The sequence below is a fragment of the Loktanella sp. IMCC34160 genome, from assembly GCF_004145845.1.
Taxonomy (GTDB): domain Bacteria; phylum Pseudomonadota; class Alphaproteobacteria; order Rhodobacterales; family Rhodobacteraceae; genus SELP01.
Map to the genome: position 1 here is coordinate 557,922 of NZ_SELP01000002.1, position 26,200 is coordinate 584,121.

The following is a 26,200-nucleotide window of genomic DNA, read 5'->3' on the forward strand; positions in this document are numbered from 1 at the left end:
CAACGTCGCTTTTGTGATCAGAAAACCTGATGAAGGTCATTGACGTTGCGTCGAAAAAGTTGCGCAATGTATCCCGACACGGGAGGTCAGACGCAATGAAATTGCGCGCAAGGCGCGCGGTTGGTCTTGCGTCGGCGCTTACCCTCGTCAGTGAAGACGCCGCCTTGGCGGCGCCGCCCCCCGGGAACCCGGGACAGGTGGACAACAAAACATGTCGCAGGGAGAAACTGACATGACAGAATTCAACAAGGATCTTCATCCGGCCGCGTACATGTACGCGGAAGAGGAAAAGGCCGGCAAACTGGATCGCCGGGAATTCCTCGCTCGGACGACCGCGCTGGGCGTGACCGCAACCGCAGCCTATGGCCTTCTGGGCCTTCAGGCCCCGGTAGAAGCGGCCGCGCACATGCAGCAGGGCGGCACCCTGCGCATTCAGCAGGAAGTGCGGGCGCTGAAAGATCCGCGGACCTGGGACTGGACCCAGATCTCGAACTACTGCCGCGGCTGGCTGGAATACCTCGTGGAATACAACCGCGATGGTTCGTTCCGCCCGATGCTTCTGGAAGGCTGGACTGCCAACGAAGACGCGACCGAATACACGCTGAACGTCCGCAAGGGTGTGAAATGGAACAACGGTGACGAATTGACTGCCGATCACGTGGCATGGCTCATCAACTACTGGTGTGACAGCGGCGTCGAAGGCAACTCCATGGCGACCCGCATGGGCTCGCTCATCGACGCTGACACCGGCGTGGCCCGCGATGGCGCAATCACCGTAGTCGACAGCCACACGATCAAGCTGACCCTGCCCGCACCGGACATCTCGATCATTCCGGGCATGGCTGACTATCCGGCCGCGGTTGTGCACCCCGACACCAACCTCGACGACATCACCGCGACGCCCATCGGCACCGGTGCCTTCCTGCCTTCGAGCTATGACGTTGGCGTGAAAGGCGTTCTGACCAAGAACGCGGACCACGAATACTGGGGCAACTCGGTGGACGGCTATGCCGGTGGCGCGCTGGATTCGATCGAATTCATCGACTACGGCACCGACCCGGCAACCTGGATGGCTGCAGTGGACTCCGGCGAAGTCGACATGCTGTACCAGAACACCGATGAATTCATCGACATCGCTGACGCGATCGGCTGGGAAAAGTCCGAAGTGGTCACCGGCGCGACCGTCGTCGTCCGCTTCAACCAGCAGACCGAAGTCGATGGCATGAAGCCCTACGCCGATGTCCGCGTGCGTCAGGCCATCAGCCAGGCAGTCGACAACGCGGTTGTTCTGGAACTCGGCTACTCGAACCGCGGTGTTCAGGCCGACAACCACCACGTCGCCCCGGTCCACCCGGAATATGCCGACATCGGTCGTCCGAAATATGACCCGGCGTCTTCCGCCGCGCTGATGGCCGAAGCCGGCATGGCCGATTTCGAGCACGAGCTGATCACGCTGGATGACGGGTTCAACAAGAACACCGGTGATGCAGTGGCCGCGCAGGTGCGCGACGCTGGCATCAACATCAAGCGGACGGTTCTGCCCGGGTCGACCTTCTGGAACGACTGGGCGAAATACCCGTTCTCGGCCACCGAATGGAACCACCGTCCGTTGGGCGTTCAGGTTCTGGCGCTGGCCTATAAGTCGGGCGTGCCGTGGAACGAAGCCGGGTATGCGAACCCCGAATTCGACGCGCTTCTGGATCAGGCCATGTCGATCGCCGATGCCGACGCCCGTCGCGCGGTGATGGAACAGATCGAAACCGTGTTCCAGAACGACGCGGTGATCATCCAGTCCTACTGGCGGTCGCTCTATCGTCACTACCGTCCGGGCGTTGTGGGGGCTGACATGCACCCCTCGTTCGAGATCCACGTGCACAAGCTGGGCCTCGCCGCCTGATAACGGCCAAACCAACGCCCCCACCCCGTCTTTCGGGGTGGGGGTTTTCGTAACGGCTGGCCGGTTCTGCCGGAAGGCTGCAAAACGAAATCAACAGGCACCGCACAAGGTGCCGATCTGCCAACCGGGGGACTCCTATGGGAGCGTTCATCCTACGTCGCGTCGGCCTGATGGTGCTTACCGCACTTTGCCTGACCTTCGTCGTGTTCTTTCTGACCAACCTTTACCCAAACCTTGAAAAGCTGGCCAAGACGCAGGGCAACCAGCGGATGACCGACGAACAGGTCGAAAGCTGGCTGGCGAACCGTGGCTACAATCAGCCCGTGTTCCTGAAATACGGCCAATGGCTTGGCGTCCTGCCGACGCCCGTGATCGAAGGTCCGGATGGGGAAATGCGCAGCCGTTGCCGCGATGCAGACATGAGCATCGAGGAAACGCCGCGTTTCTGCGGGATCTTGCAGGGGGATTGGGGGTTCTCAACGGTTTTCAAGGATGACGTCTCTACCATCATCTCGACCCGATTGGGTTTGACGGGATGGCTGATGTTCCTTGTCATGTTGGTGATGGTGCCCGCCGCGCTGATCATCGGTGTGGCCGCTGGGATGCGCGAGGGGTCGAAACTGGACCGGTCGCTTTCAACGGTTGCCATTACCACGACCGCGACGCCGGAATATGTGTCGGGCGTGGTGTTCATCGCGATTTTCACCTCCTCCGCCGTGGGTCTGAAATGGTTCAACGGCTCGGCCACATCGGCGATGGATGACATCACATTTGCCAACTTCACCCTGCCGGTGCTGACCATCGCCCTTTACGGAACCGGCTATATCGCCCGGATGACCCGCGCCTCGATGGCCGAGGTGATGACCGCCCAATACATCCGCACCGCGCGGCTGAAGGGTGTCAGCTTTGGCAACATCGTGATGAAGCACGCGCTGCGCAATGCGCTGATCGCGCCCTTCACGGTGATCATGCTTCAGTTCCCCTGGCTGCTGAACGGCGTCGTCATTGTCGAGACCCTGTTCAACTACAAGGGCTTCGGCTGGACGCTGGTGCAGGCCGCAGGCAACAACGACATCGAGTTGCTTCTGGGCCTGTCGGTGGTTTCCGTCTTCGTCGTTCTGATCACACAGCTGATTTCCGATATCGGCTATGTGTTCCTGAACCCCCGCATTCGCATTTCTTAAGGAGGCGCAGCCATGGATAATCTTACATGGACCGGTGCGCTGGGCACCATTCTTGACCCGATCCTTTTCGCGGTTGCAGGGTTCTTCATCGTTCTGGTGGCGGCGCAGGTGGTCCTGTCCTTCTTCGCCACGCCGGTGACGCTGCAATCCAACCCGGATGGCACGCTGCAGCGGCAGGGGGGCGTTCTGGGAACCGTCTCGACCCTGAACAAGTGGCTGTTGCTGGCGCTGATCTGTATCGCTGTGACCTATATCGTCGCCGGCATGGTCATGCCCTATGGGTCGGCCGGGATCGTCGGTGCGATGGCCAAGCAATTCACCCCGGTCTGGATCGCCCTTGTGGCGACCTATGTCCTGTCGATCACCTTCAAGCGCAAGCTGGGCCTGTATGGCAAGCTGTTCGACAGCACCATCGGGATGATCGGTTTCGGCCTTGTCATGTTCTGGGTCTATACCGCCATCTTCGGGGCTGCACTGGAATGGATCCCCACCCATGAACCGCTGAGCCAGGTATCTGGCCTGAAGAACAAGGTGCCCGGCACTGCCGTTCCCGGGGCCGAGGTCTGGGGACCTGGGGCGCATTACCTTCTGGGCGGTGACAACCTTGCCCGCGACGTGTTCAGCCGGATGATCTACGGCTCGGGCATCGTGGTGCTGATCGCGCCGATGGCGACGCTGTTCGCCTTCATGGTCGGGATCACGCTGGGCCTGCCGGCCGCCTATTTCGGCGGGCGGCTGGATGCGGTCCTGTCGTTCATCGCCAACCTTGTGCTGGCCTTCCCGGTGATCCTGCTCTTCTACCTTCTGGTCACGCCCGAGATCACCGAGACCGGCCTGCCGCAGTATATGGCGACGGTGCTGTTCTTCTTCCCGCTGGTGTTCTTCGGGGTGCTGATCCACTCACGCTACAAGACCCAACCGCAGCAGAACTACATCCGGCTTGCCGTGGTGCTGATTCCGCTGTTCCTGATCTATGCCTCTGCAATCAACGCGAACGCCTCGAAGATCGACTTCTGGCCGCTGGATTTCTTCGACATCGCACCGGGGATCCTTGTGGTCTTCGTCTCGGTGGTTTTCGTGAACTCTCCCACCGTGTTCCGGATCGTCCGGGGCCTGGCGCTGGACATCAAGACCCGCGACTATGTCGCCGCCGCGCAGACCCGTGGGGAAACGCCGTGGTACATCATGCTGTGGGAAATCCTGCCCAACGCGCGTGGGCCGCTGATCGTCGATTTCTGCCTGCGCATCGGCTATACCACAATCCTTCTGGGAACCCTTGGCTTCTTCGGCCTTGGCCTGCCGCCGGACAGCCCGGACTGGGGCTCGACGATCAACGAAGGCCGCAAGCTGATGATCGCCTACATCCACCCTGCCCTGCCGCCCGCCTTTGCGCTTCTGACCCTTGTTCTGGGTCTGAACCTGCTGGCTGACGGCCTGCGCGAAGAAAGCCTCAAGGACTAAGGAAACGGACCATGACCAAATGGGATTATGACGGCCCGATCCTCGAGATCGACAAGCTTTCGATCAGCTTCTTCACCCGGTTGCGTGAAATCCCCGCCGTGATGGATTTCTCCGCCAAGGTGATGCCGGGCGAGGCACTGGGCCTTGTCGGCGAATCCGGCTGCGGCAAATCCACCGTGGCGCTGGGGGTGATGCAGGACCTTGGGGTCAACGGCCGGATCGTCGGCGGTTCGATCAAGTTCAAGGGACGCGACCTGTGCGCCATGTCGCCCGAGGAACTGCGCGACATTCGCGGGTCCGAGATCGCGATGATCTATCAGGAGCCGATGGCCTCGCTTAACCCGGCGATGCGGATCGGCAAGCAGCTGATGGAAGTGCCGATGATCCACGAAGGCGTTTCCGAGGCTGAGGCCTATCAGCGGGCGCTGGAGGTGGTGACGGACGTGAAGCTGCCGGATCCGGAGCGGATGCTGAAAAGCTTTCCGCACCAGCTTTCGGGCGGGCAGCAGCAGCGGATCGTCATCGCCATGGCGCTGATGTCGAAACCCTCGCTTCTGATCCTGGACGAGCCGACCACCGCGCTGGACGTGACGGTCGAGGCGGCAGTGGTCGAACTGGTCAAGGATCTGGGCAAGAAATACGGCACCTCTATGCTGTTCATCTCGCACAACCTTGGGCTTGTGCTGGAAACCTGCGACCGGATCTGCGTGATGTATTCCGGCGAGGCGGTGGAGCGTGGCAGCATCGAGGACGTGTTCGACCAGATGCGCCACCCCTATACGCAGGCCCTGTTCCGGTCTATCCCGCTTCCGGGCGCGGACAAGAACGCCCGCCCGCTGGTGGCTATTCCGGGCAACTTCCCCCTGCCCCATGAACGGCCCAAGGGCTGTAACTTTGGTCCGCGCTGCGACTATTTCGAGGCCGGCCGCTGTGACGCCACCGACATCATGATGGCCCCGGTGGAAGGCAACGAACGGCATGAAAGCCGCTGCCTGAAGTTCAACGAAATCGACTGGAACGCCCCGATCAAGGCCTCTGCCGTCAAGGAAAAAGGCGAGATCGGCCGCACTGTCCTGAAGATGGACAACCTCAAGAAATACTATGAGGTGGCGGCCAATGCGCTGTTCGGTGCGGGCGACAAGAAGGTGGTCAAGGCCAACGAGACCCTGACGTTCGAAGCCCGCGAATCCGAGACACTGGCAATCGTCGGGGAATCCGGTTGCGGAAAATCCACCTTTGCCAAGGTGCTGATGGGGCTGGAAACGGCGACCGACGGCAAGATCCTTCTGGACAATGCCGAAATTCAGGGGACCGCGATCCAGAACCGCGATACCAAGACCATCGCCGATGTGCAGATGGTGTTCCAGAACCCCTTTGACACGCTGAACCCGTCGATGACGGTCGGGCGGCAGATCATCCGCGCGCTTGAGATCTTCAAGATTGGCAAGACCGACGCGGAACGCCGCGAAAAGATGCTTGAACTTCTCGATCTGGTGAAACTGCCGCGTGCCTTCGCCGACCGGATGCCGCGGCAGCTGTCCGGCGGTCAGAAACAGCGGGTCGGGATTGCGCGCGCCTTTGCGGGCGGCGCCCGGATCGTGGTGGCGGACGAACCTGTCTCGGCGCTGGACGTGTCGGTGCAGGCGGCGGTGACGGACCTGCTGATGGAAATCCAGCGGCGCGAGAAGACGACGCTGCTGTTCATCAGCCATGACCTGTCCATCGTGCGCTACCTGTCGGACCGGGTGATGGTGATGTATCTGGGTCATGTGGTCGAACTGGGCACGACCGATCAGGTCTTTGCCCCGCCTTACCACCCCTATACCGAGGCGCTTTTGTCCGCCGTGCCCATTGCCGATACCAAGGTCCAGAAAAAGCACATTGTGCTGGAAGGCGACATTCCATCAGCCATGAACCCGCCGCCGGGCTGCCCGTTCCAGACCCGCTGCCGCTGGAAGTCCAAGGTTGCGGGCGGGCTCTGCGACAAAGAGGTTCCGCCGGTCCAGACGCTCGACAATGGGCACCAGATCAAATGCCACCTGTCGGCCGCGGACTTTGCCGAGATGGAGCCGGTCATCAAGGTCGCCGCCGAATAGGACAGCGAGACATCGGAAAAGACAGGCAGCCCCATCCGTCGCGTTGGGGCTGTTTCTGCTTGGGGTGTTGGAAGGCTCAGCTGCCCCAGATCACCTGCACGTAATTCTGGGTTTCCCGGTAGGGCGGGATGCCGTCGTGACGCCGCACCGCTTCCGGCCCCGCGTTATAGGCCGCCAGCGCCAGCCGCCACGACCCAAAGCTGTCGTATTGCTGCCGCAGGTAGCGCGCCCCGCCGTCGAGGTTTTCGTAGGGGTCGGTCGGGTCCACCCCCAGACGCCGCGCCGTGGCGGGCATCAGTTGCGCCAGCCCGATTGCACCCTTGGGCGACACCGCGCCCGCGTTCCAGCCGCTTTCCTGCTGAACAAGCCGCAGAAACAGGTCTGTCGGAACCCCATGGCGCAACGCGGCGGACCGCGCCATATCCAGATAGGGGCCACGGTAGCTGCCGGTATAGGGCTGACCGCTGGCTCCGGGGACCGCCGGTTCGGTCGGCTGCAGGCGCACGGAATTCGAATATTGCTCCGCCGCGCGGCCATCCAGAACGTCAAGCTGGGACTGGAACAGTTGCAGGCGGTTGCGGGTCGAAAACGTCTCGGCCCCGACGGGCGCTGCCGCGGACATTGCGATAGCGACACCGCAGAAAAAGGCCAAACCCTGGCCGCGTCCCTCAACCCTTGTCATTGACGATGTTCCGCCTGTCACCTCTAACCTCGCGAAAAATAGGGCAGGACGATTGCAAATGCCAGTCTTTCCCGGCGCGACCGGCGGCACACTGCCCGTCAGCGGTCAGATTAGCCTTCCATTAACCATGGTGGGGTGATGTAACAGGGCAAAGCAAGACAGCAAGATTCGAAGGGGGGTGCCGCATGGCCGGATCCGTAAACAAAGTCATCCTGATCGGAAACCTGGGCCGCGACCCTGAAATTCGGAATTTCCAGAACGGCGGCAAAGTCGCGAACCTGCGCATCGCCACCTCGGAAAACTGGAAAGACCGCAACACCGGCGAACGCCGCGAACGGACCGAATGGCATACCGTCGCGATCTTCTCGGAACCGCTGGTGCGTCTGGCGGAACAGTATCTGCGCAAGGGGTCCAAGGTCTATATCGAGGGCCAGCTGGAAACCCGCAAGTGGCAGGACCAGTCCGGGCAAGACCGGTATTCGACCGAGGTCGTCCTGCGCCCCTATCGCGGGGAAATCACCATGCTGGATGGCCGCGGCGATAATGCTGCCGGTGGCGGCGGTGGCTATTCCGATGACAGGGGCGGCTATGGTGGCGGCGGCGGTTACGACAGCGGCCCGGTCGGCGGCGGCGGTGGCCGATCTGACATGGACGACGAAATCCCGTTCTAGGTTGACCACGACGAATGTAAGAAGGCCCGCACCGATCCCCCGGCGCGGGCCTTTTCCGTCGCGAACCGCGTCCCATCTTCTTTGGGTCCGAAATATCCTCGGGGGTGAATTGCCCGGCACGGGCAAGAGGGGGCAGACAGCCCCTTTTGCCTAGCGCCCCGCCAGCGCGTCGTTCAAGACCGACAAAACTACGTCACGCGGCACATCCGAGGTGACGAAGGCCGCGCCGATCCCGCGGGCCATGATGAACCGCAGGGTGCCATCGACCACCTTCTTGTCCTGCCCCATCAGCTCCAGCAGTGCGGCGGCGTCCGGCAGGTCACCGGGAATGTCGGCCAGATCGCATTTCATTCCCATGTCTTTCAGATGCGCCCGGACCCGGTTTGGGTCCTCCTGGCTGCACAGGCCCAGCCGTGCCGAGGTTTCGAACGCCAGCGCGCAGCCGATGGCAACGCCCTCGCCATGCAACAGCCGGTCGGAATAGCCGGTGGCCGCCTCCAGCGCGTGGCAGAAGGTATGGCCCAGGTTCAAAAGCGCGCGGTCGCCCTGCTCGGTTTCGTCGCGCATGACGATCTCGGCTTTCATCTGGCAGGACCGGGTCACGGCATAGACCCGCGCGGCCATATCCCCGGCTGCGGCCTTGGGGCCGTTCACCTCGAGCCAGTCAAAGAACGCCGCATCGCCCAGTAGCCCGTATTTCACGACCTCGCCATAGCCGGCCAGAAAATCGCGCGGCGGCAGGGTGTCCAGAAGGCTGGTGTCGGCCAGAACCAGCACCGGCTGATGAAAGGCGCCGACAAGGTTCTTGCCCTGCGCCGTGTTGATCCCGGTCTTGCCGCCGACCGAACTGTCCACCTGCGCCAGAAGGGTTGTGGGGATCTGGGCAAAGCGGACGCCCCGGCGGACAACGGCGGCGGCAAACCCGGCCAGATCGCCAATCACCCCGCCGCCGAAGGCCACGACCAGATCGCCGCGTTCGATCTTCTGCTCCAGCAGCCATTCGACGGTGCGGGAAAACTGGGTCCAGCCTTTGGTCGCCTCGCCTGCCGGCAGTGCCAGCGCGGCATGGGTGATCCCTTCGGCCTCCAGCGCGGCCTCAAGCGTCGCAAGATGGGCCGCTGCGACCCGTTCATCGGTTACGATGGCAACCTTCGGGCGGCGCAGGTGGGGCGACAGGTGCTTGCCTGCCTCCGCCAGCAGCCCCGGTCCGATCAGAATGTCATATTCCCGGCCCGGCAGGCCCACGTGAACGCTATCTTGCATCATGTCTTCTCCAGCACGTCTGGGCGGGTCAGCAAGACCTCGATCACCCGGTCGGTGGTTTCTTCGATAGAGTATTCCGGCAGGGTTTCCGCCCGCAGGTCAGCCAATTGATAGACGGGCACCCGGGCCGCGAAAATCTCTTCCAAGGTCTTGCGCGGATTCGGCGTTCGCAAAAGCGGGCGCGTGTCCTTGTGCTTGACCCGTTCCCACAACAGATCGACAGAGGCGTCAAGCCAGACCGCGACCCCTTTGTCATGGATCGCCTGTCGGTTCCGTTCGGCAAGGAAAGCGCCGCCGCCGGTGGACAGGATGCAGGGTGGACCGGACAGAAGCCGGGCAATCACCTCGGCCTCGCGGTCGCGAAAGAACGGCTCTCCGTCGCGGGCAAAAATCTCGGAGATGGAGGCATTGGCCGCGCGTTCGATCTCGGCATCCGAATCAAGCAGTTGCACGCCCAGCCGGGCGGCGAGGCTGCGGCCCACGGCGGATTTTCCGCAGCCCATCATGCCCACCAGCACAACGGTCCGATGCAGGATCATCCCGCCTGTCACCCCGTTCTGCCTGCCTGCTATGCCCATCTTGCCGAAAACCCCTGACTTGCCGGGGTCAAATGATCGGCATCCCCCCGCGCACCCCTTGAATTTAGCCCTTCAATGGCGTGAACTTGCCGAAAAGGCCATATATAAACGAAACACGAACCGCAATTGGCGGGGCGTTGGGCAAAAAGGCCGGGGACAACCGGCCATATGGGCAGAGGCAGAAAAGGGGCACGTGCCAAGATGATCTGGCGACTGATCAAATACCTGTTGGTCCTCGCGGTTCTCGCCGCGATTGGACTGGTGATTTACGCCTATCTCGGGCCGATCTTCTTCCCGTCCGATTTTGCGGCTCCGACGCAGGACATCGTGGCGCCGGTCACGCTCGAGGTGGACTGACATGGCCCTGTGCCTGCCCCGCAGATGCCGCAGGCTGATGGCCGTGCTTTTGGCGACGGTTGCGGGTCTGGCACAGGCGCAGGAGGGCGGCGCGCCGATGTCGGCCATCGACTGGCTGTCCCGGTCGGTCGAAACACCTGCGGTTGCGGCGGCGGGCCCGCGTCCCGGCCTGCGCCCCCCGGTCCCCGGCGAACCCCCGGTGTCCGAAAATGCCACCTCGCCCGATGTGTCGGTGGCACCGCTCGACGCTGCGTCGCCCGATTCCGTGGGGTTGTTGCCGCCCGAGGTGACGGGTCTGCCCCGGTCGTTATGGTCGGGGTCGTCGGTCGATCTGTTGACCGACCTGATCCATGCGGAACGGGTCGAAACCCTGCCTGCCCTGCAAGAACTTATCATCACGCTGATGCTGGTCGAAGCGGACCCGCCGATGGGGGCAACGCCGGACGGGCGCATGTTCCTTGCCCGCATCGACAAGCTTCTGGACCTTGGCGCATTGGATCAGGCCCTTGCCTTGCTGGACGAGGCAGGCCCCGACAGCCCGACCCTGTTCCGGCGCTGGTTCGACGTGTCGCTGCTGACCGGGACCGAGCAAGAGGCCTGCACCCTTCTGCGCAGCAAGCCAGAGTTCGCCCCGACCTATCAGGCCCGCATCTTTTGCCTTGCCCGCAACGGCCAGTTCGACGCGGCGGTCCTTGTTCTGAATACCGGCGAGGCGCTGGGAGATATTTCACCCGAGGAAGACGCGCTTCTGGCCCGCTTCCTTGACCCGGACCTGTTCGAGGGTGAAGGCCCCCTGCCGCCGCCGTCCCGCCCCTCGCCGCTTGTCTTCGCGATGCGGGAAGCGATCGGGGAACGCCTGTCCACGGGAACCCTGCCCCGCGCCTTTGCCCATGCGGATTTGCGGGACACAGCGGGCTGGCGCAACCAGATGGAAGCGGCCGAACGGCTGGCCCGTGTGGGGGCTGTCGACCCGAACCGGCTTCAGGCGCTTTATACGGAACGGACCCCGGCGGCATCAGGCGGGGTCTGGGACCGGGCGGCGGCGTTTCAGCGGTTTGATACTGCCGTCGCGGCGGGGAACGCCGATGCTGTCGCCCAGACATTGCCAGTGGCCTTTGACGCCATGGAAACCGCCCGGATCGAGATACCTTTCGCCCAGCTATATAGCGCGCAGCTGGCCACGGTTGACCTGACGGACGAGGCGGCGGCGCTTGCCTTCCGGGTTCGGCTCTTGTCGTCAGCCTATGAATCGGCGGCCCTGTCCTATCGGCCCCAGACCCCGGAAGACCGGTTTCTGGCCGGGGTGGCGCGGGGCACGGTGGACCTGTCGGATGCCCCCGATACCCCCGCCGGGCGGGCCGTGGCCGAGGCGTTTTCCGGCCACCCTGCCCCCGATGCCCTTGCCACCCTGGCCCGCAACGGTCGGCTGGGAGAGGCGATCTTGCGGGCGATTGCCCTGATTTCCGAGGGCACATCCGGCGATCCAGTGGCGGTCCGGGACGGGCTGTCGTTCTTCCGCTCCGTGGGGATGGAGGATCTGGCCCGGCGCACTGCCCTGCAATACCTGATCCTGGACCGGGCGCCGTGACACAGGCGGCAACAGACCGCAGCCAGGCCCATTGGGTGCAAGCCTTTCTTGAGGCGCAGGCGGCAGAACTTGATGCGGCCACGAACACGCAACTGGCCTATGGACGCGATCTGCTGCAATTCGCCGACTGGCTGGACCGGCGCGGCCTGCACTTTGCCACGGCAACGCAGGATCACGTCGAATCCTACCTGATCGACTGCGAGGCCGAGGGGCTGTCCCGCGCCACCCGCGCCCGCCGCCTGTCCGCGATCAAGCAATTGTATCGCTTCGCCTTCGAAGAAGGCTGGCGCACCGAAAGTCCGGCGATCCGGATCAAGGGGCCGGGCCGGTCCAAATCCCTACCCAAAACGCTAAGCGTCGAGGAGGTCGACAGGCTTCTGGCGGCGGCCCGCGATCATGGGCGACAGCCGACCCGCAACCACTGCCTGATGGAGGTGCTGTATGCCACCGGGATGCGGGTCAGCGAGCTTGTGGAACTGCCGGTCAGTGCTGCGCGGGGTGATCCCCGGATGCTGCTGGTCCGGGGCAAGGGCGGCAAGGAACGCATGGTGCCCCTGTCCGGCGATGCCCGCGCCGCGCTGGCCGACTGGCTGGCAGAGCGAGACCGGGCAGAGGAGGCCGCCCGCGCCGAAGGCACGACAGCCTCGCGCCACCTGTTTCCGGCGGCGGGCAAGGCCGGCCATCTGACGCGGCAGGGGTTCTACCGCCTGATCAAGGATATCGCGGTCGCCGCGGGGGTCAGCCCTGCCAAGGTGACACCGCATACGATCCGGCACGCCTTTGCCACCCATCTTCTGGCGGGCGGCGCCGACCTGCGGTCGATCCAGACGATGCTGGGCCATGCGGATGTGGCCACCACCGAAATCTATACCCACGTCCTTGAGGACCGGCTTCGCGATCTGGTGCTGGAACATCACCCGCTGGGGAAAGCTGCGCCAAAGGCTTGAAGCGGACCCGCCCTGCCCCCATAAACAGGGAACCCAACAATTTTCTCCGGACCCATGGACCTTTCCCTTCTCGACGCGGCCTTCTGGATCACCTGCGCCGCGGTGCTCGTGCTTCTGATCCTGTCGGCCTTCTTTTCCGGCTCTGAAACTGCGCTGACCGCCGCGTCGCGCGGCAAATTGCGGTCGGCCTCTGACAGGGGGGACGAGGGCGCAAGCCGGGCCCTGAAGGTGACCGAGGACAGCGAGCGGCTGATCGGCTCCATCCTTCTGGGGAACAACGTGGTCAATATCCTTGCCACCGCGCTGGCCACCGCCGTGCTGACCCGGATTTTCGGGCAGAACGGGGTTGCGCTGGCGACGCTTGGGATGACCCTTCTGGTCCTGATCTTTGCAGAGGTGTTGCCGAAGACCTACGCCATCACCAACGCCGAAACTGTGGCCGCCCGCGTGGCCCGGCCGATCCAGTGGGTGATCCTGATCTTCGCCCCGGTGGTCAGCGCCGTGCGGGTCTTTGTCCGGCTGGTGCTGCGCCTTTTCGGGGTGCGGGCCGACCCGGACAGCCATATCCTTGCCGTGCGCGAAGAAATCGCCGGTGCCCTGCAACTGGGCCATTCCGAAGGGGTGGTGGAAAAGGAAGACCGGGACCGCATTCTTGGCGCGCTCGACCTTGGCGACCGGACCGTGGAAGAGGTGATGTTGCATCGCTCCGGGATCGAGATGATCGACGCCGACCTGCCCGCCGAGGAGATCATGGCGCGCTGTCTGGAAAGCCCGCACACCCGCCTGCCGCTCTACCGCGAAGACCAGGAAAACATCGTCGGCGTGATCCATGCCAAGGATCTCTTGCGGGCCATGCACAAGCTGTTGAAAAACGGACGGATCGACCCGCGCGGGCTGGCCGAATTCAACGTGCTGGACGTGGCGATGAAACCCTATTTCGTGCCGGAAACCACGACGCTGGACGACCAGATGCGCGCCTTTCTCAAGCGCAAGTCGCATTTCGCGCTGGTGGTGGATGAATACGGCGGGCTTCAGGGGCTGATCACGCTGGAAGATATCCTTGAGGAAATCGTCGGCGAAATTGCGGATGAATTCGATCTGGTGGAAGAGGCCCCCGTCGCCACCGCGCCGGACGGGTCGTTCATCGTTGACGGCGCGATGACCATCCGCGACCTGAACCGCGCCCACGACTGGACCCTGCCCGATGACGAGGCGAACACCATTGCCGGTCTGGTGATCCACGAGGCCCAGATGATTCCCACCGTGGGGCAGGTGTTTTCCTTCCACGGATTCCGGTTCGAAGTTCTGGAAAAGGACGAAAACCGGTTGTCGCGGCTGAAGATCAGACCCCTGTAGGGGGTGGTGGCTCAAGACTCACCTTACCTCGGGGGCGCTTCGCCCCCCGGACCCCCAGAGGATATTTAGAACCCAAAGAAGGACTAAGCTTGAGTCCAGCCCCCCTTCTTTGGGTCAAAAATATCCCGGGGTGAATGGCCCGGAACGGGCCAGAGGGGCAGAGCCCCTAACGTAAGGTGGGTTTCAACCCACCACCCCCTTGACCCTTCCCCGGTCCGGGGCGAAGGTCGCCCAAACCGGCTTTTCGCCGCGCGGATGATCCCCTAGAAGGCCCTCATGCATATTCTCGACAAGATCAAAGCCTACAAGCTTGACCATATCGCCGCCTGCAAGGCCGCCCGCCCCATTGCCGAGGTCGAGGAGGCCGCGCGCGCCGCATCCCCAACCCGTGGCTTTGCCGACGCCCTGATTTCCGCCAGCCGCGAAGGTTACGGCCTGATTGCCGAGATCAAGAAGGCCAGCCCGTCCAAGGGGTTGATCCGCGCCGATTTCAACCCACCGGATCTCGCCCGCGCCTACAAGGCCGGAGGGGCGACCTGCCTGTCGGTCCTGACCGATGGGCCGTCCTTTCAGGGGGCGGATGACTATCTTGTCGCCGCGCGCGAGGCGGTGGACCTGCCCGCCCTGCGCAAGGATTTCATGTATGACCCCTATCAGGTGGCCGAGGCCCGCGCATTGGGCGCCGATTGCATCCTGATCATCCTGGCCTCGGTCTCTGACGCGCAGGCGGCGGAACTGGAGGCCTGCGCCTTTGACTGGGGCATGGATGTCCTGCTCGAGGTGCATGACGCCGAAGAGCTGGAGCGCGCCTGCCACCTGAAATCCCCGCTCATGGGGATCAACAACCGCAACCTCAAGACATTCGAGACGACGCTCGACACCACCCGCGATCTGGCCCGGCGCGTGCCCGAGGACCGGCTGATCGTCTGCGAAAGTGGGCTGTTCACCCCGGACGATCTGGCCGATATGGCCCGCTATGGTGCGCGCACCTTCCTGATCGGCGAAAGCCTGATGCGGCAGGACGACGTGGCGGCCGCCACCCGCGCCCTGCTGGCCAATCCCTTGCAGGCGGGGGGCATGTGATGGCCGACACGGGGCTGACCCATTTCGACGCCTCCGGCAAGGCGCATATGGTCGATGTTTCGGACAAGCCCGTGACCGCCCGGCAGGCCGTGGCAGAGGGCCATATCACCATGACCCCGGACACCCTGTCGCGCGTGGCAGAGGGCCGCGCCGACAAGGGCGATGTTCTGGGGGTGGCCCGTCTCGCCGGGATCATGGGGGCCAAGAAGACATCCGAGTTGATCCCGCTGTGCCACCCGCTGCCGGTGACCAAGGTCACGCTGGATCTGGTAGTCGATCCCGCCCTTCCCGGCGTTCGGGCCACCGCGACCGTCAAGACCTCTGGCCAGACCGGGGTCGAGATGGAGGCGCTGACCGCGGTCTCGACTGCGCTGCTCACGGTCTATGACATGGTCAAGGCGGTGCAAAAGGATATGGAGATCGGCGGCATCCGGCTCTTGGCCAAGGATGGCGGCAAATCGGGGAGCTACCGGGCCGAATGATTTCCGTCGCGGACGCCCTGTCGAAACTCTTTGCGCTGGCCGCGCCGCTGCCCGCAGAAGAGGTTCCGCTGGTCGAAGGATCTGGCCGTGTGTTGGCGGCCCCTGTCGCCGCCCGTCTGACCCAGCCGCCCTTCGACGCCTCCGCCATGGATGGCTATGCCGTGATCGCGGCCGAGGTTCGCCCCGGCGCCACCTTCCAAGTCATTGGCACGGCACAGGCCGGAACTGCCTTTGCCGGAGAGGTTGGGCCGGGTGAGGCGGTCCGCATCTTCACCGGGTCGCCCGTGCCCAAGGGGGCCACCCGGATTGTCTTGCAAGAGGACGTGACCCGCGAGGGTGACACCGTGACCATCGGCGATCGGGTCGACACCGGCCCGCATATCCGCCCCGCCGGGCAGGATTTCGCGTTTGGGCAGGAATTGTCCGCGCCGCGCCGCCTGACCCCTTCGGGTATCGCGCTTCTGGCGGCGATGAATATCCCCCGCCTGCCCGTCACCCGCCGCCCCGAGGTTGCGATCATCGCCACCGGGGACGAATTGGTGCAGCCCGGGGAAACCCCCGGCCCGGACCAGATCATCGCCTCCAACAGCTACGGGATCGCCGCGCGGCTTGCCGCGGCCGGAGCCATTCCCCGGTTATTGCCGATTGCCCGCGATACGGTTGAAAGTCTGCGGTTCACCTTCGAGCTTGCCCGCGGGGCCGATCTTGTCATCACCATCGGCGGGGCCTCGGTCGGGGATTATGACCTCGTGGGCGATGTGGCGCGTGATCTCGGCATGGAACAGTCGTTCTACAAGGTGGCGATGCGCCCCGGCAAACCGCTCATGGCGGGGCGGATGGGCGCGGACCACGGCGAGGCGATGATGATCGGCCTGCCCGGCAACCCCGTGTCGGCCATGGTCTGCACCGAGATTTTCGTGGTCCCGGTGATCAACAAGATGCTTGGCCTTGGGGCGCAGCCCGCCCCGCGTGAAACCGTGCGGCTGGACAGCGACCTTGCCGCCAACGGACCGCGCGAACATTACATGCGGGCCCATGCCGGGCCGGACAGCGTGCGCGCCTTCGACCGGCAGGACAGCGCCCTTTTGACCGTGTTATCGCAGTCCAATTGCATGATCGTGCGACCCCCGAATGACCCGGCCCGCGCCGTCGGCGACCCGGTCGAGATCATCCGCATCTAGGAACATTACCGAAACCGTTGACACAAAACGGGAACATCGGTAGAACATAGTCAAAACGGACCGCCCGTCCGCACCATGTTCGCCCGGCACCTGCACGGGCCCAGATGAAGGGGAAACCCGATGCTGACCAAGAAACAACTCGACCTGTTGGAATTCATCCACGTCCGGGTGCAGCGCGATGGCGTGCCCCCCTCGTTCGAGGAAATGAAGGACGCGCTGGACCTGCGGTCCAAGTCCGGCATTCACCGGCTGATCACGGCGCTGGAAGAACGCGGGTTCATCCAGCGGCTGGCGCATCGGGCGCGGGCGCTGGAAATCGTCAAACTGCCCGAGGCGCTTGAGGCGAAACTGGGTGGCAAGCGCGCCGGATTCTCGCCTCGGGTGATCGATGGGGACCGCCCCGACCACACCCCGCCCGCCGCGCGGACCATCGAAACCGCCGGTGCGGTCGAATTGCCGGTCATGGGCCGGATCGCCGCCGGTGTCCCGATCGAGGCGATTTCGGAAGTGTCCCACAATATCTCGGTCCCGGGGTCCATGCTGGGCAAGGGTGAACATTACGCGCTGGAAGTGCGCGGGGATTCGATGATCAACGCGGGCATCAATGACGGCGATGTGGTGGTGATCCGCGAAACTTCGGTTGCGGACAACGGCGATATCGTCGTGGCCCTTGTCGAAGGGCAGGAAGCGACGCTGAAGACCCTGCGGCGGCAGAACGGGATGATCGCGCTTGAGGCGGCAAACCCGGCCTATGAGACCCGGATTTTCCGTGACGATCAGGTGAAGGTGCAGGGCCGATTGGTCGGGCTGATCCGCACCTACTGACGCGGAAACCCATCGCAGCAAAAGATAAGGGGGCGCAGAGCCCCCTTTTTCATGCCTGCGGGACAGGTTCGTAGCCTATTCCTTTTCGCCCCGCGCCCGCATGACCCTATCGGCCTTCTTGCGCACAAGCACCGACCGAAGGTCGTGCATCGCCAGCAAAAGCGTATCGGTGATTTCGTCAAGCTGGTCGTCGGTTGCCTTGGATTGAACCCATTGCGTGGTCAGGTTCAGGTGATCGACGGCACGGTGAATATCATCCACCGTGCGCCGGGCCAGCATTTCGGTCCGGGCGTCTTTCCAGTCCTCGATCGCGGCAATCTCTGCCGGGGTCAGCTGATGATCGCCCTGCGCCTTGATCTGGCCGTTGTTGACGTTGACGACGGCGATCTGATCCATCTCGATCCGGCGCTGGCGGTTCTCGGTATCCACACGAAACACGGCCGCCCCGTTTTCACGGACGCGGAAATAGAACTCTGGTAGTTCTGCACTCATATACTGCTCGCCCCTGCGCAGGCCCTGATGTCCTTTGGGCGTGATCCTAGCAGCCCGCGACTGGGCAGGCTAGCTTTCTGTAAGACCGTCGCAGAAGGTCTGAATCCGGCGGCAGGCCTCTTCCAGGGCCGCGTCGGATGTGGCGTAGGACACCCGGAAATTCGGCGACAGGCCAAATGCCGCGCCAAAGACAACCGCGACCCCGGTTTCCTCCAGAAGCGCAGTGGCAAAGGCCTCGTCATCCACAATCAGGGTGCCCCCGGCAGAGGTCTTTCCGATGCAGGCCGAGATATCGGGATAGACGTAGAACGCCCCTTCCGGCACCGGGCAGGTCACGCCCTTGGCGGCGTTCAGCATCGACACCACCAGATCGCGGCGGCGCTGGAACAGGGCCTTGTTGCCTTCAAGATAGTCCTGCGGCCCGGTCAGCGCCTCGACCGCGGCATATTGGCTGATCGAACACGGGTTCGAGGTGGATTGCGACTGCACCTTGCGCATCGCCCCGATCAGCTCTTTCGGGCCGGCCGCATAACCGATCCGCCAGCCCGTCATCGCATAGGCCTTGGACACGCCGTTCACCGTCAGGGTCCGGTCATAGAGCCCCGGTTCCACCTGCGCGGGCGTGCAGAATTCGAACCCGTCAAAGACGAGGTGTTCATACATGTCATCGGTCATGACCCAGACCTGCGGATGGCGCATCAGGACATCGGTCAGCGCCTTCAATTCATCCCAGCTATAGCCTGCGCCCGTGGGGTTGGACGGCGAGTTGAACAGGAACCATTTGGTCTTTGGGGTGATCGCCGCCTCAAGCTGGTCTGCCGTCATCTTGAACCCGGTCTCAAGCGGGGCCGGGACCACAACGGGCGTCCCCCCTGCCAGCAGCACCATGTCCGGATAGCTGACCCAATAGGGTGCGGGGATGATCACCTCGTCGCCGGGGTTCAGGGTCGCCATGAAGGCATTGTAGAGGACCTGCTTCCCGCCCGTTCCGACCGTGACTTGCGACGGATCGTAGGTCAGGCCGTTTTCGCGTGCGAATTTCTGGCAGATCGCCTGCTTCAGTTCCGGCACCCCGTCTACGGCGGTATAGCGGGTCTTGCCCTCTTCAATCGCGCGGATGCCGGCGGCGCGGATGTTCTCGGGCGTGTCGAAATCGGGTTCGCCGGCACCAAGGCCTATCACATCCTTGCCCGCAGCCTTCATTTCGGCCGCTTTGGTGGTCACGGCGATGGTCGGCGACGGTTTGACGCGTGCAAGTGTCGCGGAAAGGAAGGTCATGGCGGGCTCCCGGTGGCCAATCTGGTTCAGACGTGTCATACGTCTGGCCCGAAACCGGATCAAGCAGGGAAGGAATTCGACATGTCTTCGACGCCCGCCGAAGAAAACTGGTACAGCGACGACCGCGCAACCTTTGGTGACCGGCTCGCCGCCGCGCGCGAAGGCGCAGGGCTGAGCCAGAAGGACGTCGCGTCGCGGCTGGGGGTGAAGACCTCTGTCATCAAGGCCTGGGAACAGGACCTCAAGGAACCCCGCGCAAACCGTCTGCAAATGATGTCCGGCCTGTTGGGTGTCAGCCTGACGTGGCTTCTGACCGGCGAAGGCGACGCGCCCAGCCTGCCGGAGGACGAGAGCTATGTCCCGGCCGATATTTCCGAGCTTCTGTCCGATATCCGCGCCCTGCAGGGACAGATCCGGCAGAGCAGCGAAAAGCTGGCCCAGATCGAAAAACGCCTGCGCAGCGCCTTGCAGGACAGCGCCCTGTGACCGAGCCGCGCGATATCCGGGAAAAACGGCTGGCGATGCGGTCGATGCGCCGCGGCATCAAGGAAATGGACCTGATCCTTGACAGTTTCGCGCGCGCCCATCTGGCCGATCTGTCCGAGGCGGACCTCGACCTTTACGAGGCGCTCTTGGCCGAGAATGACCACGATCTCTATCAATGGGTGTCGGGTCAGGTGGACACCCCTGCCCCCTATGGCCCGCTGATTGCCCGGATCACCGAACAGGCCCGCGGGTTGACCCGCCCGGCCTGAGGGGGTCAGCTGTCCGGCACGCCAGCCCGGTCCAGCCCGTCGCGCACCCGTTCTTCCAGCAACCGGGCAAGCGCCTTGCGGTCGGCCACCTCGGCCACCCGCACGGGCGGATGATAGACCAGCGTCACCGACCCCTGACGCCGCGCCCCCAGCGTGGACAGAAGATGCGGCCCAAACTCCATCTCGCCCCACCAACCATATTGGCGGGGGTCCGCGCCGGGCGCGGCCCGATAAACCACCGTTACGGGCTGTATCGACAGGGTTTCGCGCAGCCCATCTGCCATGAAGGCAGCAAAGAGTGTTGGTTTGAAGGGCAGCACACGCCGCCCGTCGGTCGATGTGCCTTCGGGAAAGAACAACAGCTTGTGCCCATGCGACAGCCGTTCGATGAACAGATCGACATGTTCCCGCGCCTCGCGCGGGTTGCGCCGGATGAACACGGTCCCCGTCGCCCGCGCCAGCCAGCCGATCCCCGGCCAGCTTGCCACCTCGGCCTTTGACACGAAGTAGATCCGCTTGCGGGCATTCAGCGCGAAGATGTCCAGCCAGCTTGAATGATTGGCGACAACCGCGCCGGGGCCTTTCATCATGTGGCCTTCGGTTCGATAGCGGATGCCGAGAATGAAAAAGGCCGACCGACAGACGAATTGGGTGATGAAGGGCGTCAGCGGACGGCCCTGACCGAAGAGCGGCCGTTCAACCAACCGCAGCAGCAGCAAAAGCGCGAGGCACCCAAATGTCAGGGTGCCAAGGATCACCCCGCGCAGGAACGCCAGCCCCCAACCAACCACGCCCAGCGGCGCATGGGGTGGTTCGATCTCGGGGTGCCAGCCTGCGTCACTCATGCCCGGCCCGCCTTTTCATAGATCGCCCGCTGGGTAGCATTCATCCGCGCGGTATCAAGGATCAGGCAGACATCGGTCGTATTGAACGCATGGTCGATCCAGGCCCCCTCGCCCACGACGCCCCCCAACCGCAGGTAGGCCTTGATCAGCGCGGGGGTGTCCAGCATGGCCCTGCGCCTGTCGATCTGATCCTCGGGCATGAGGTTCATGCTGGCCGCATGGGGCGGCAGTGCCGCAACGCGCAGATCTTCGGGGGCGAGGTGCCGATGATGCAGCAGGGACAGGGGCGCCGCCAAGGCCTGTGGATCGGTGCCATGAAAGGACGCAACGCCGAACAGAACTTCGATCCCGTGGTTTGCCACATAGCCGGACAGCCCGTTCCACAGGTGATACATCGCCGCCCCGCCGCGATAGTCAGGCAACAGGCAGGAGCGGCCGAGTTCCAGAAGCTTGCGGCCAGACCGGCGCAACGGGCCAAGATCATATTCAGTCTCGGAATAGAAGCGCCCGATCTTCGCGGCCTGATCCCCGCGCAACAGCCGATAGACACCAACGGCCTGATCTCCGTCAGCCCGGGCGCGGTCGAACAGGATCAGGTGATCAAAGAAGGGGTCAAAGGCATCCTGCTCCAGCCGGGCGTCGTGGTCCACCATCTCGCCGGTGCCGCCCAGTTCTTCGACAAAGACGGCATAGCGCAGGCGTTGGGCCGCGCGCAGGTCCGCCTCTGTCCGGGCAAGGCACAGCTGGAAATCCGGGGAGGTCTGGGACATGCGGGCCCGCGGTTGATCAAGGTCCGGGGGGTTCTAGGCCCCCAGCGACCCCATGGCAAGACAGGCTGTCACCCCGCTATTCTGTCGGGAATTGACAGGGCTGGCCGGGTTGCTACCCTCGGTTGCAATCAGAACCTGTCAGGCGACACCATGATCAACATCACGCGGCGGCTATCTATGACAACCTTGCCCTCGTCCGGAAAGTTCACCGTGACCCGGCCCCCGATATTCGACTGCACCTGCCCGACGCCCCAGTCGGGGCAATCGGGGTGGCGGACCATGATGCCCGGTTCAAGAAAGCTGTTCAAATCATCCATTGCCTGCTCCTTCCCGGCCCGAGGTGCCCTATGACTGCCGTCCTGTCCACCCTTGTCGGGTCCCGCATCTGTCACGACCTGATCAGCCCGATCGGCGCGATCAGCAACGGGATCGAGCTTTTGTCCATGACCGGGATGGAAACCACCCCGGAACTGGCGCTGATCCGCGACAGCGTTGAAAACGCCAATGCCCGTATCCGCATGTTCCGGATCGCCTTTGGCGCCGCGGGCGAGGAGCAAACCGTGTCCAACGCAGAGGCCGCGAACATCCTTGAAACACTGGGCCGGGCCAGCCGGTGCAGCTATCACTGGGATGTCACAGAGGCGCAGGCGCGGGCCGATGTGCGGCTGGCCTTCCTTCTGGTGATGTGCCTCGAAACCGCCCTGCCCTACGGCGGCGAAATCCACGTCATGGCAGATGGCACCGGCTGGCGGTTGACGGCGGATGCGGAGCGGATGCAGGTCGATCCTGCCCTGTGGCGGATACTAGAGGGGCAGCCCGCGCCGGACCTTGCCGCCGCCCAGGTTCATTTCCTGCTTCTGGCACAGATCATCGGGAGCGAAAGGCGCCAGGTCAGAATGACCCAATCTGCAAGCCAACTATCAGTGGTCTTTTAGCCTCCAATTCCACCCCTGCCCGGTCTTTCGGCTTTTCCACTTGTGGTGTTGTGTCACGGGCGCGTCGCGCCGTTGCCTTCCACAAGGTATTTGAAGCTGGTCAGCTGCTCTGCTCCGACGGGGCCGCGTGCGTGCATCTTGCCGGTGGCGATGCCGATCTCGGCCCCCATCCCGAACTCGCCCCCGTCGGCGAACTGGGTCGATGCGTTGTGCATCAGGATTGCGCTGTCCAGCCGTTCAAAGAACCGGGCCACGGGGGCTGCGTCTTCGGCGATGATGCAATCGGTGTGGTTGGACCCGTAGCTGCGGATGTGGGCAATCGCCTCGTCCACCCCGTCGACCAGTTTCGCCGCGATATCCATATCGAGGTATTCGCGCCCCCAATCGTCCTCGGTCGCGGCAACGGTGCCGTCGATCCCCTCTGCCCCATGTACACGGACGCCCGCCGCCTTGAGCGCGGCGACCAGATCGGCGCCAAGACCCTCTGCAATGTCGCGGTGAACCAGCAGGCACTCGGCGGCGCCGCAAATCCCGGTCCGCCGCGTCTTGGCATTCAGCACGATGTCGAGCGCCTTTTTCGGGTCGGCGGATTTGTCGACGTAGATGTGCACGATTCCTTCCAGGTGGGCAAAGACCGGCACCCGTGCCTCGCGCTGCACCAGCCCGACAAGGCCCTTGCCGCCACGGGGAACGATCACGTCGATATGGTCGGTCATGGTCAGCATCTCGCTGACGGCCGCGCGGTCGCGGGTCGGGACCAATTGGATCGCCGCTTCGGGCAGGTTCGCGCCTTTCAGCCCTTCGACAAGACAGGCGTGAATCGCCTGGGAAGAGTTGAACCCTTCCGATCCGCCGCGCAGGATCACCGCGTTGCCCGACATCAGGCACAGCGCGCCCGCGTCCGCGGTCACGTTGGGACGGCTTTCATAAATCACGCCGACAACGCCAAGCGGGGTGCGCACCCGCCGAATGTGCAGGCCCGACGGCATGTCCCATTCGGCGATGACATCGCCCACCGGATCGCGCTGTTCGGCCACGGTACGCAGCCCGTCGACGATGCCGCGAATGCGGTCTTCGTCCAGCATCAGCCGGTCCATCATCGCCGGGCTCAGGCCCTTCTCACGGCCATAGTCCATATCGCGCGCGTTGGCCTCGATGATCTTGGCGCGGTTCTTCCAGACGGCATCTGCGGCCCCAATCAGGGCGGCGTGCTTGCGGTCGGCCTTGGCATAGGCCAGTTCGGCGGCGGCAGCCCGGGCCTTTTCGCCGATTTCGATCATCTGGCTGTGAATCTCGGTCGCGTCCATCTTCGCCCCCTCAAAGTACCATATCGTCACGGTGGACCAATGCGGCCCGCCCCTTGTAGCCCAACAGCGCCTCGATGTCGGCGCTGCGGCGGCCCATGATCTGGCGGGCCTCTGTCGCGGTGTAGCGGGACAGCCCGATGCCCAGCTGCGCCCCGTTGGAGGCGCGGATCGCAACCGGGTCGCCACGCCCGAAACTGCCGCTGACCTTCGTCACCCCGGCGGGCAAAAGGCTCTTGCCCTGGGCCAGCGCACCTTCGGCGCCCGCGTCCACGACGACCTCGCCCTTGGGCTTCATCGCGGCGATCCAGTGTTTGCGGGCGGCCTTCGGATCGGTCTGGGCTGTAAACCAGGTCGCATTTGCGCCATTATCAAGCTGATCCAATGGGTTAAGCGGCGATCCTAAGGTAATCGCCATGGCGCAGCCCGCCTCGGTCGCGACCTTGGCCGCCATCAGCTTGGTAATCATCCCGCCCTTCGACAGGCCAGAGACGCCATCGCCTGCCATTGCCTCAATCTCTGGCGTAATTTTTTCAATCACGTCAAACCGTTGCGCGGTGCTATCAATGTTCGGATTGCCGGAATAGAACCCGTCCACATCGGACAGAAGAACGAGGGTATCCGCCCCGACCGTGACGGACACCTGCGCGGCAAGCCGGTCATTGTCGCCATAGCGGATCTCGTCGGTGGCGATGGTGTCGTTTTCATTGACGATGGGCACCACACCCAGCCCCAGCAGGGTTTCCAGCGTGGCGCGGGAATTGAGGTAACGGCGGCGGTTGGCGCTGTCTTCCAGCGTTACAAGCACCTGTCCCGTGGTGATCCCATGCGGGGCCAGCACCTCTTCATAGGCCTGCGCCAGCCGGATCTGCCCGACCGAGGCGGCGGCCTGCGACTGTTCCAGCGCCAGTTCACCGCGCGGCAGGCCCAGAACCCCGCGCCCCAGCGCGATGGACCCGGAGGAAACAAGCACCACATCCGTGCCGCGCGCCTTGATCCGGGAGACATCTTCCGCAAGGGATTTCAGCCAGTTACGGCGCAAAGTTCCAGTTTCCCGGTCGACCAGCAAGGCCGAACCGATCTTGACCACAAGGCGTTTGGACGCGGTCAGGGTTGCCAAGGGTCGTCCTCCGCCTCCGCTGCCTTTTCGGCCGCCCGGCGTCCGTCGATCACGGCGCGGAGGGCGCGCAGCACGTCCTGCACGCCTTCGCCCGTGGCCCCGGACATCAGGAGGACCGGCGCATCAATTGCGGCTTCGATCTCGCCCTTGATGAATTGCCGTTCTTCCGCATCCAGCGTGTCGATCTTGTTCAGAACGGTGATCCGGGTCTTGTCGGCCAGACCCGAGCCATAGGCCTCCAGCTCGCCGATGATCGTCTCGTAATCGCCCACCGGATCGCCGGATGTGCCGTCAAGCAGGTGCAGAAGCACCGAACAGCGTTCCACGTGGCCCAGGAACATATCGCCCAGCCCCCGGCCCTCGCTGGCCCCTTCAATCAGGCCCGGAATATCGGCCACCACGAATTCGGCCCCGTCCACGCCCACGACCCCAAGGTTTGGCACCAGCGTGGTGAAGGGATAATCGGCGATCTTGGGCCGCGCGTTCGATGTGGCAGCAAGAAAGGTGGATTTGCCCGCGTTGGGCAGACCCAGAAGGCCGACATCGGCGATCAGTTTCAGCCGCAACCAGATTGTGCGCTCAATCGCCTCTTGCCCCGGGTTGGCGCGGCGCGGGGCCTGATTGGTTGCGGATTTGAAATGCAAGTTGCCCCAGCCGCCATTGCCGCCCTTGGCCAACACAACGCGCTGCCCGACCTCGGTCAGGTCGGCGATGACGGTTTCCTCGTCCTCGTCGATGATCTCGGTCCCGACGGGCACGCGCAGGATAATGTCATCCCCATCCGGGCCGGTGCGGTTGCTGCCCATGCCGGGGCGGCCGTTCTTGGCAAAGAAATGCTGCTGGTAGCGAAAGTCGATCAGGGTGTTCAGCCCGTCCACCGCCTCGGCGATCACATCGCCGCCGCGCCCGCCGTCGCCGCCATCAGGGCCACCGAATTCGATGAACTTCTCGCGCCGGAACGACACACAGCCATTCCCGCCCGCACCGGAGCGGATGTAAACTTTGGCGAGGTCGAGGAATTTCATCAGTCAGGCTTTCTGTTGCGTCAGG

At 63.8% G+C, this 26,200-nt stretch carries 27 protein-coding genes; 16 read left to right on the top strand and 11 right to left on the bottom strand.

Annotated elements, in window-relative coordinates:
* Positions 1-232: 232 nt before the first annotated feature.
* The 4 genes from EU803_RS07045 (at position 233) to EU803_RS07060 (ending at position 6,638) form a co-directional block, all read left to right on the top strand.
* Entirely contained in the window at positions 233-1,897 is a 1,665-nt protein-coding gene (locus EU803_RS07045; RefSeq protein ID WP_129681171.1) for an ABC transporter substrate-binding protein, read from the top strand.
* A 137-nt stretch (positions 1,898-2,034) separates the two neighbouring features.
* Complete coding sequence (locus EU803_RS07050) at positions 2,035-3,081, top strand: ABC transporter permease (protein ID WP_129681173.1); 1,047 nt, start codon at positions 2,035-2,037, stop codon at positions 3,079-3,081.
* A gap of 12 nt (positions 3,082-3,093) precedes the next feature.
* Positions 3,094-4,542: an ABC transporter permease gene (locus tag EU803_RS07055; RefSeq protein ID WP_129681175.1), complete on the top strand. Its 1,449-nt coding sequence runs from the start codon at positions 3,094-3,096 to the stop codon at positions 4,540-4,542.
* Positions 4,543-4,553: 11 nt separating this feature from the next.
* Entirely contained in the window at positions 4,554-6,638 is a 2,085-nt protein-coding gene (locus tag EU803_RS07060; RefSeq protein WP_129681177.1) for an ABC transporter ATP-binding protein, read from the top strand.
* Positions 6,639-6,714: 76 nt separating this feature from the next.
* Here EU803_RS07060 and EU803_RS07065 read toward each other — a convergent pair whose 3' ends face one another.
* Positions 6,715-7,260, bottom strand: coding sequence for a lytic transglycosylase domain-containing protein (locus tag EU803_RS07065; protein WP_242494301.1), 546 nt, complete (start codon positions 7,258-7,260; stop codon positions 6,715-6,717).
* A 245-nt stretch (positions 7,261-7,505) separates the two neighbouring features.
* On the opposite strand from EU803_RS07065, the gene ssb reads away from it, so the two are divergent.
* The gene (gene ssb / locus EU803_RS07070) at positions 7,506-7,991 is read left to right on the top strand and encodes a single-stranded DNA-binding protein (RefSeq protein ID WP_129681180.1); all 486 of its coding nucleotides are present in this window, start codon (positions 7,506-7,508) and stop codon (positions 7,989-7,991) included.
* Between the two features lie 150 nt (positions 7,992-8,141).
* Here ssb and aroB read toward each other — a convergent pair whose 3' ends face one another.
* Both aroB and EU803_RS07080 read right to left on the bottom strand, forming a co-directional pair.
* Entirely contained in the window at positions 8,142-9,254 is a 1,113-nt protein-coding gene (aroB, locus tag EU803_RS07075; protein WP_129681181.1) for a 3-dehydroquinate synthase, read from the bottom strand.
* Positions 9,254-9,832 (bottom strand): shikimate kinase, encoded by a 579-nt coding sequence (locus EU803_RS07080; RefSeq protein WP_129681182.1) that lies wholly within the window; start codon positions 9,830-9,832, stop codon positions 9,254-9,256. The genes aroB and EU803_RS07080 overlap by 1 nt, the downstream gene beginning before the upstream one ends.
* Positions 9,833-10,033: 201 nt before the next feature.
* Between EU803_RS07080 and EU803_RS18555 the strand changes: the two genes are divergently transcribed.
* The 8 genes from EU803_RS18555 to lexA all read left to right on the top strand — a co-directional run bounded on the left by EU803_RS18555 (position 10,034) and on the right by lexA (position 17,651).
* Entirely contained in the window at positions 10,034-10,189 is a 156-nt protein-coding gene (locus EU803_RS18555) for a hypothetical protein (RefSeq protein ID WP_165352776.1), read from the top strand.
* 37 nt (positions 10,190-10,226) lie between these two features.
* Complete coding sequence (locus EU803_RS07085; RefSeq protein ID WP_129681183.1) at positions 10,227-11,777, top strand: hypothetical protein; 1,551 nt, start codon at positions 10,227-10,229, stop codon at positions 11,775-11,777.
* Entirely contained in the window at positions 11,774-12,724 is a 951-nt protein-coding gene (locus EU803_RS07090) for a site-specific tyrosine recombinase XerD (RefSeq protein WP_129681184.1), read from the top strand. Before EU803_RS07085 ends, EU803_RS07090 begins: the two co-directional genes overlap by 4 nt.
* A 54-nt stretch (positions 12,725-12,778) precedes the next feature.
* Positions 12,779-14,080: an HlyC/CorC family transporter gene (locus tag EU803_RS07095; protein WP_129681185.1), complete on the top strand. Its 1,302-nt coding sequence runs from the start codon at positions 12,779-12,781 to the stop codon at positions 14,078-14,080.
* A 276-nt stretch (positions 14,081-14,356) separates the two neighbouring features.
* Positions 14,357-15,163: an indole-3-glycerol phosphate synthase TrpC gene (gene trpC / locus EU803_RS07100; protein WP_129681186.1), complete on the top strand. Its 807-nt coding sequence runs from the start codon at positions 14,357-14,359 to the stop codon at positions 15,161-15,163.
* Complete coding sequence (moaC, locus tag EU803_RS07105) at positions 15,163-15,645, top strand: cyclic pyranopterin monophosphate synthase MoaC (RefSeq protein ID WP_129681187.1); 483 nt, start codon at positions 15,163-15,165, stop codon at positions 15,643-15,645. Before trpC ends, moaC begins: the two co-directional genes overlap by 1 nt.
* Complete coding sequence (glp, locus tag EU803_RS07110; RefSeq protein ID WP_129681188.1) at positions 15,642-16,826, top strand: gephyrin-like molybdotransferase Glp; 1,185 nt, start codon at positions 15,642-15,644, stop codon at positions 16,824-16,826. Before moaC ends, glp begins: the two co-directional genes overlap by 4 nt.
* A gap of 120 nt (positions 16,827-16,946) precedes the next feature.
* On the top strand, positions 16,947-17,651 hold the full coding sequence (gene lexA / locus EU803_RS07115) for a transcriptional repressor LexA (RefSeq protein ID WP_129681190.1): 705 nt from the start codon (positions 16,947-16,949) through the stop codon (positions 17,649-17,651).
* Between the two features lie 75 nt (positions 17,652-17,726).
* Here lexA and EU803_RS07120 read toward each other — a convergent pair whose 3' ends face one another.
* Together EU803_RS07120 and EU803_RS07125 are read right to left on the bottom strand one after the other, a co-directional pair.
* Entirely contained in the window at positions 17,727-18,143 is a 417-nt protein-coding gene (locus tag EU803_RS07120; RefSeq protein ID WP_129681191.1) for a hypothetical protein, read from the bottom strand.
* Positions 18,144-18,212: 69 nt separating this feature from the next.
* Positions 18,213-19,421, bottom strand: a complete 1,209-nt coding sequence (locus EU803_RS07125) for a pyridoxal phosphate-dependent aminotransferase (RefSeq protein ID WP_129681193.1) — start codon at positions 19,419-19,421, stop codon at positions 18,213-18,215.
* Positions 19,422-19,502: 81 nt separating this feature from the next.
* Between EU803_RS07125 and EU803_RS07130 the strand changes: the two genes are divergently transcribed.
* Both EU803_RS07130 and EU803_RS07135 read left to right on the top strand, forming a co-directional pair.
* Positions 19,503-19,907 (top strand): helix-turn-helix domain-containing protein, encoded by a 405-nt coding sequence (locus EU803_RS07130; RefSeq protein ID WP_129681195.1) that lies wholly within the window; start codon positions 19,503-19,505, stop codon positions 19,905-19,907.
* Positions 19,904-20,176, top strand: coding sequence for a succinate dehydrogenase assembly factor 2 (locus EU803_RS07135; protein WP_242494302.1), 273 nt, complete (start codon positions 19,904-19,906; stop codon positions 20,174-20,176). The genes EU803_RS07130 and EU803_RS07135 overlap by 4 nt, the downstream gene beginning before the upstream one ends.
* A gap of 5 nt (positions 20,177-20,181) precedes the next feature.
* On the opposite strand, the gene EU803_RS07140 is transcribed toward EU803_RS07135, so the two are convergent.
* The 3 genes from EU803_RS07140 to EU803_RS07150 all read right to left on the bottom strand — a co-directional run bounded on the left by EU803_RS07140 (position 20,182) and on the right by EU803_RS07150 (position 22,108).
* On the bottom strand, positions 20,182-21,021 hold the full coding sequence (locus EU803_RS07140) for a lysophospholipid acyltransferase family protein (RefSeq protein WP_129681198.1): 840 nt from the start codon (positions 21,019-21,021) through the stop codon (positions 20,182-20,184).
* A complete protein-coding gene (locus EU803_RS07145) occupies positions 21,018-21,791 on the bottom strand; it encodes a GNAT family N-acyltransferase (RefSeq protein WP_129681200.1) in 774 nt (257 codons plus the stop codon). The genes EU803_RS07140 and EU803_RS07145 overlap by 4 nt, the downstream gene beginning before the upstream one ends.
* Before the next feature lie 128 nt (positions 21,792-21,919).
* Positions 21,920-22,108 carry a DUF3553 domain-containing protein gene (locus EU803_RS07150; RefSeq protein WP_129681202.1) on the bottom strand — a complete coding sequence of 63 codons (189 nt, stop codon included), beginning with the start codon at positions 22,106-22,108 and terminating at the stop codon, positions 21,920-21,922.
* A gap of 30 nt (positions 22,109-22,138) precedes the next feature.
* On the opposite strand from EU803_RS07150, the gene EU803_RS07155 reads away from it, so the two are divergent.
* A complete protein-coding gene (locus tag EU803_RS07155) occupies positions 22,139-22,726 on the top strand; it encodes a histidine phosphotransferase family protein (protein ID WP_129681204.1) in 588 nt (195 codons plus the stop codon).
* Positions 22,727-22,779: 53 nt separating this feature from the next.
* Here EU803_RS07155 and EU803_RS07160 read toward each other — a convergent pair whose 3' ends face one another.
* From EU803_RS07160 to obgE, 3 genes are read right to left on the bottom strand one after another with little or no spacing between them, the layout of a single operon-like run.
* Positions 22,780-24,033, bottom strand: a complete 1,254-nt coding sequence (locus tag EU803_RS07160; RefSeq protein WP_129681206.1) for a glutamate-5-semialdehyde dehydrogenase — start codon at positions 24,031-24,033, stop codon at positions 22,780-22,782.
* Between the two features lie 10 nt (positions 24,034-24,043).
* The gene (proB, locus tag EU803_RS07165) at positions 24,044-25,150 is read right to left on the bottom strand and encodes a glutamate 5-kinase (protein ID WP_129681208.1); all 1,107 of its coding nucleotides are present in this window, start codon (positions 25,148-25,150) and stop codon (positions 24,044-24,046) included.
* Positions 25,138-26,175 carry a GTPase ObgE gene (gene obgE / locus EU803_RS07170; RefSeq protein ID WP_129681209.1) on the bottom strand — a complete coding sequence of 346 codons (1,038 nt, stop codon included), beginning with the start codon at positions 26,173-26,175 and terminating at the stop codon, positions 25,138-25,140. The genes proB and obgE overlap by 13 nt, the downstream gene beginning before the upstream one ends.
* Between the last annotated feature and the right edge of the window lie 25 nt (positions 26,176-26,200).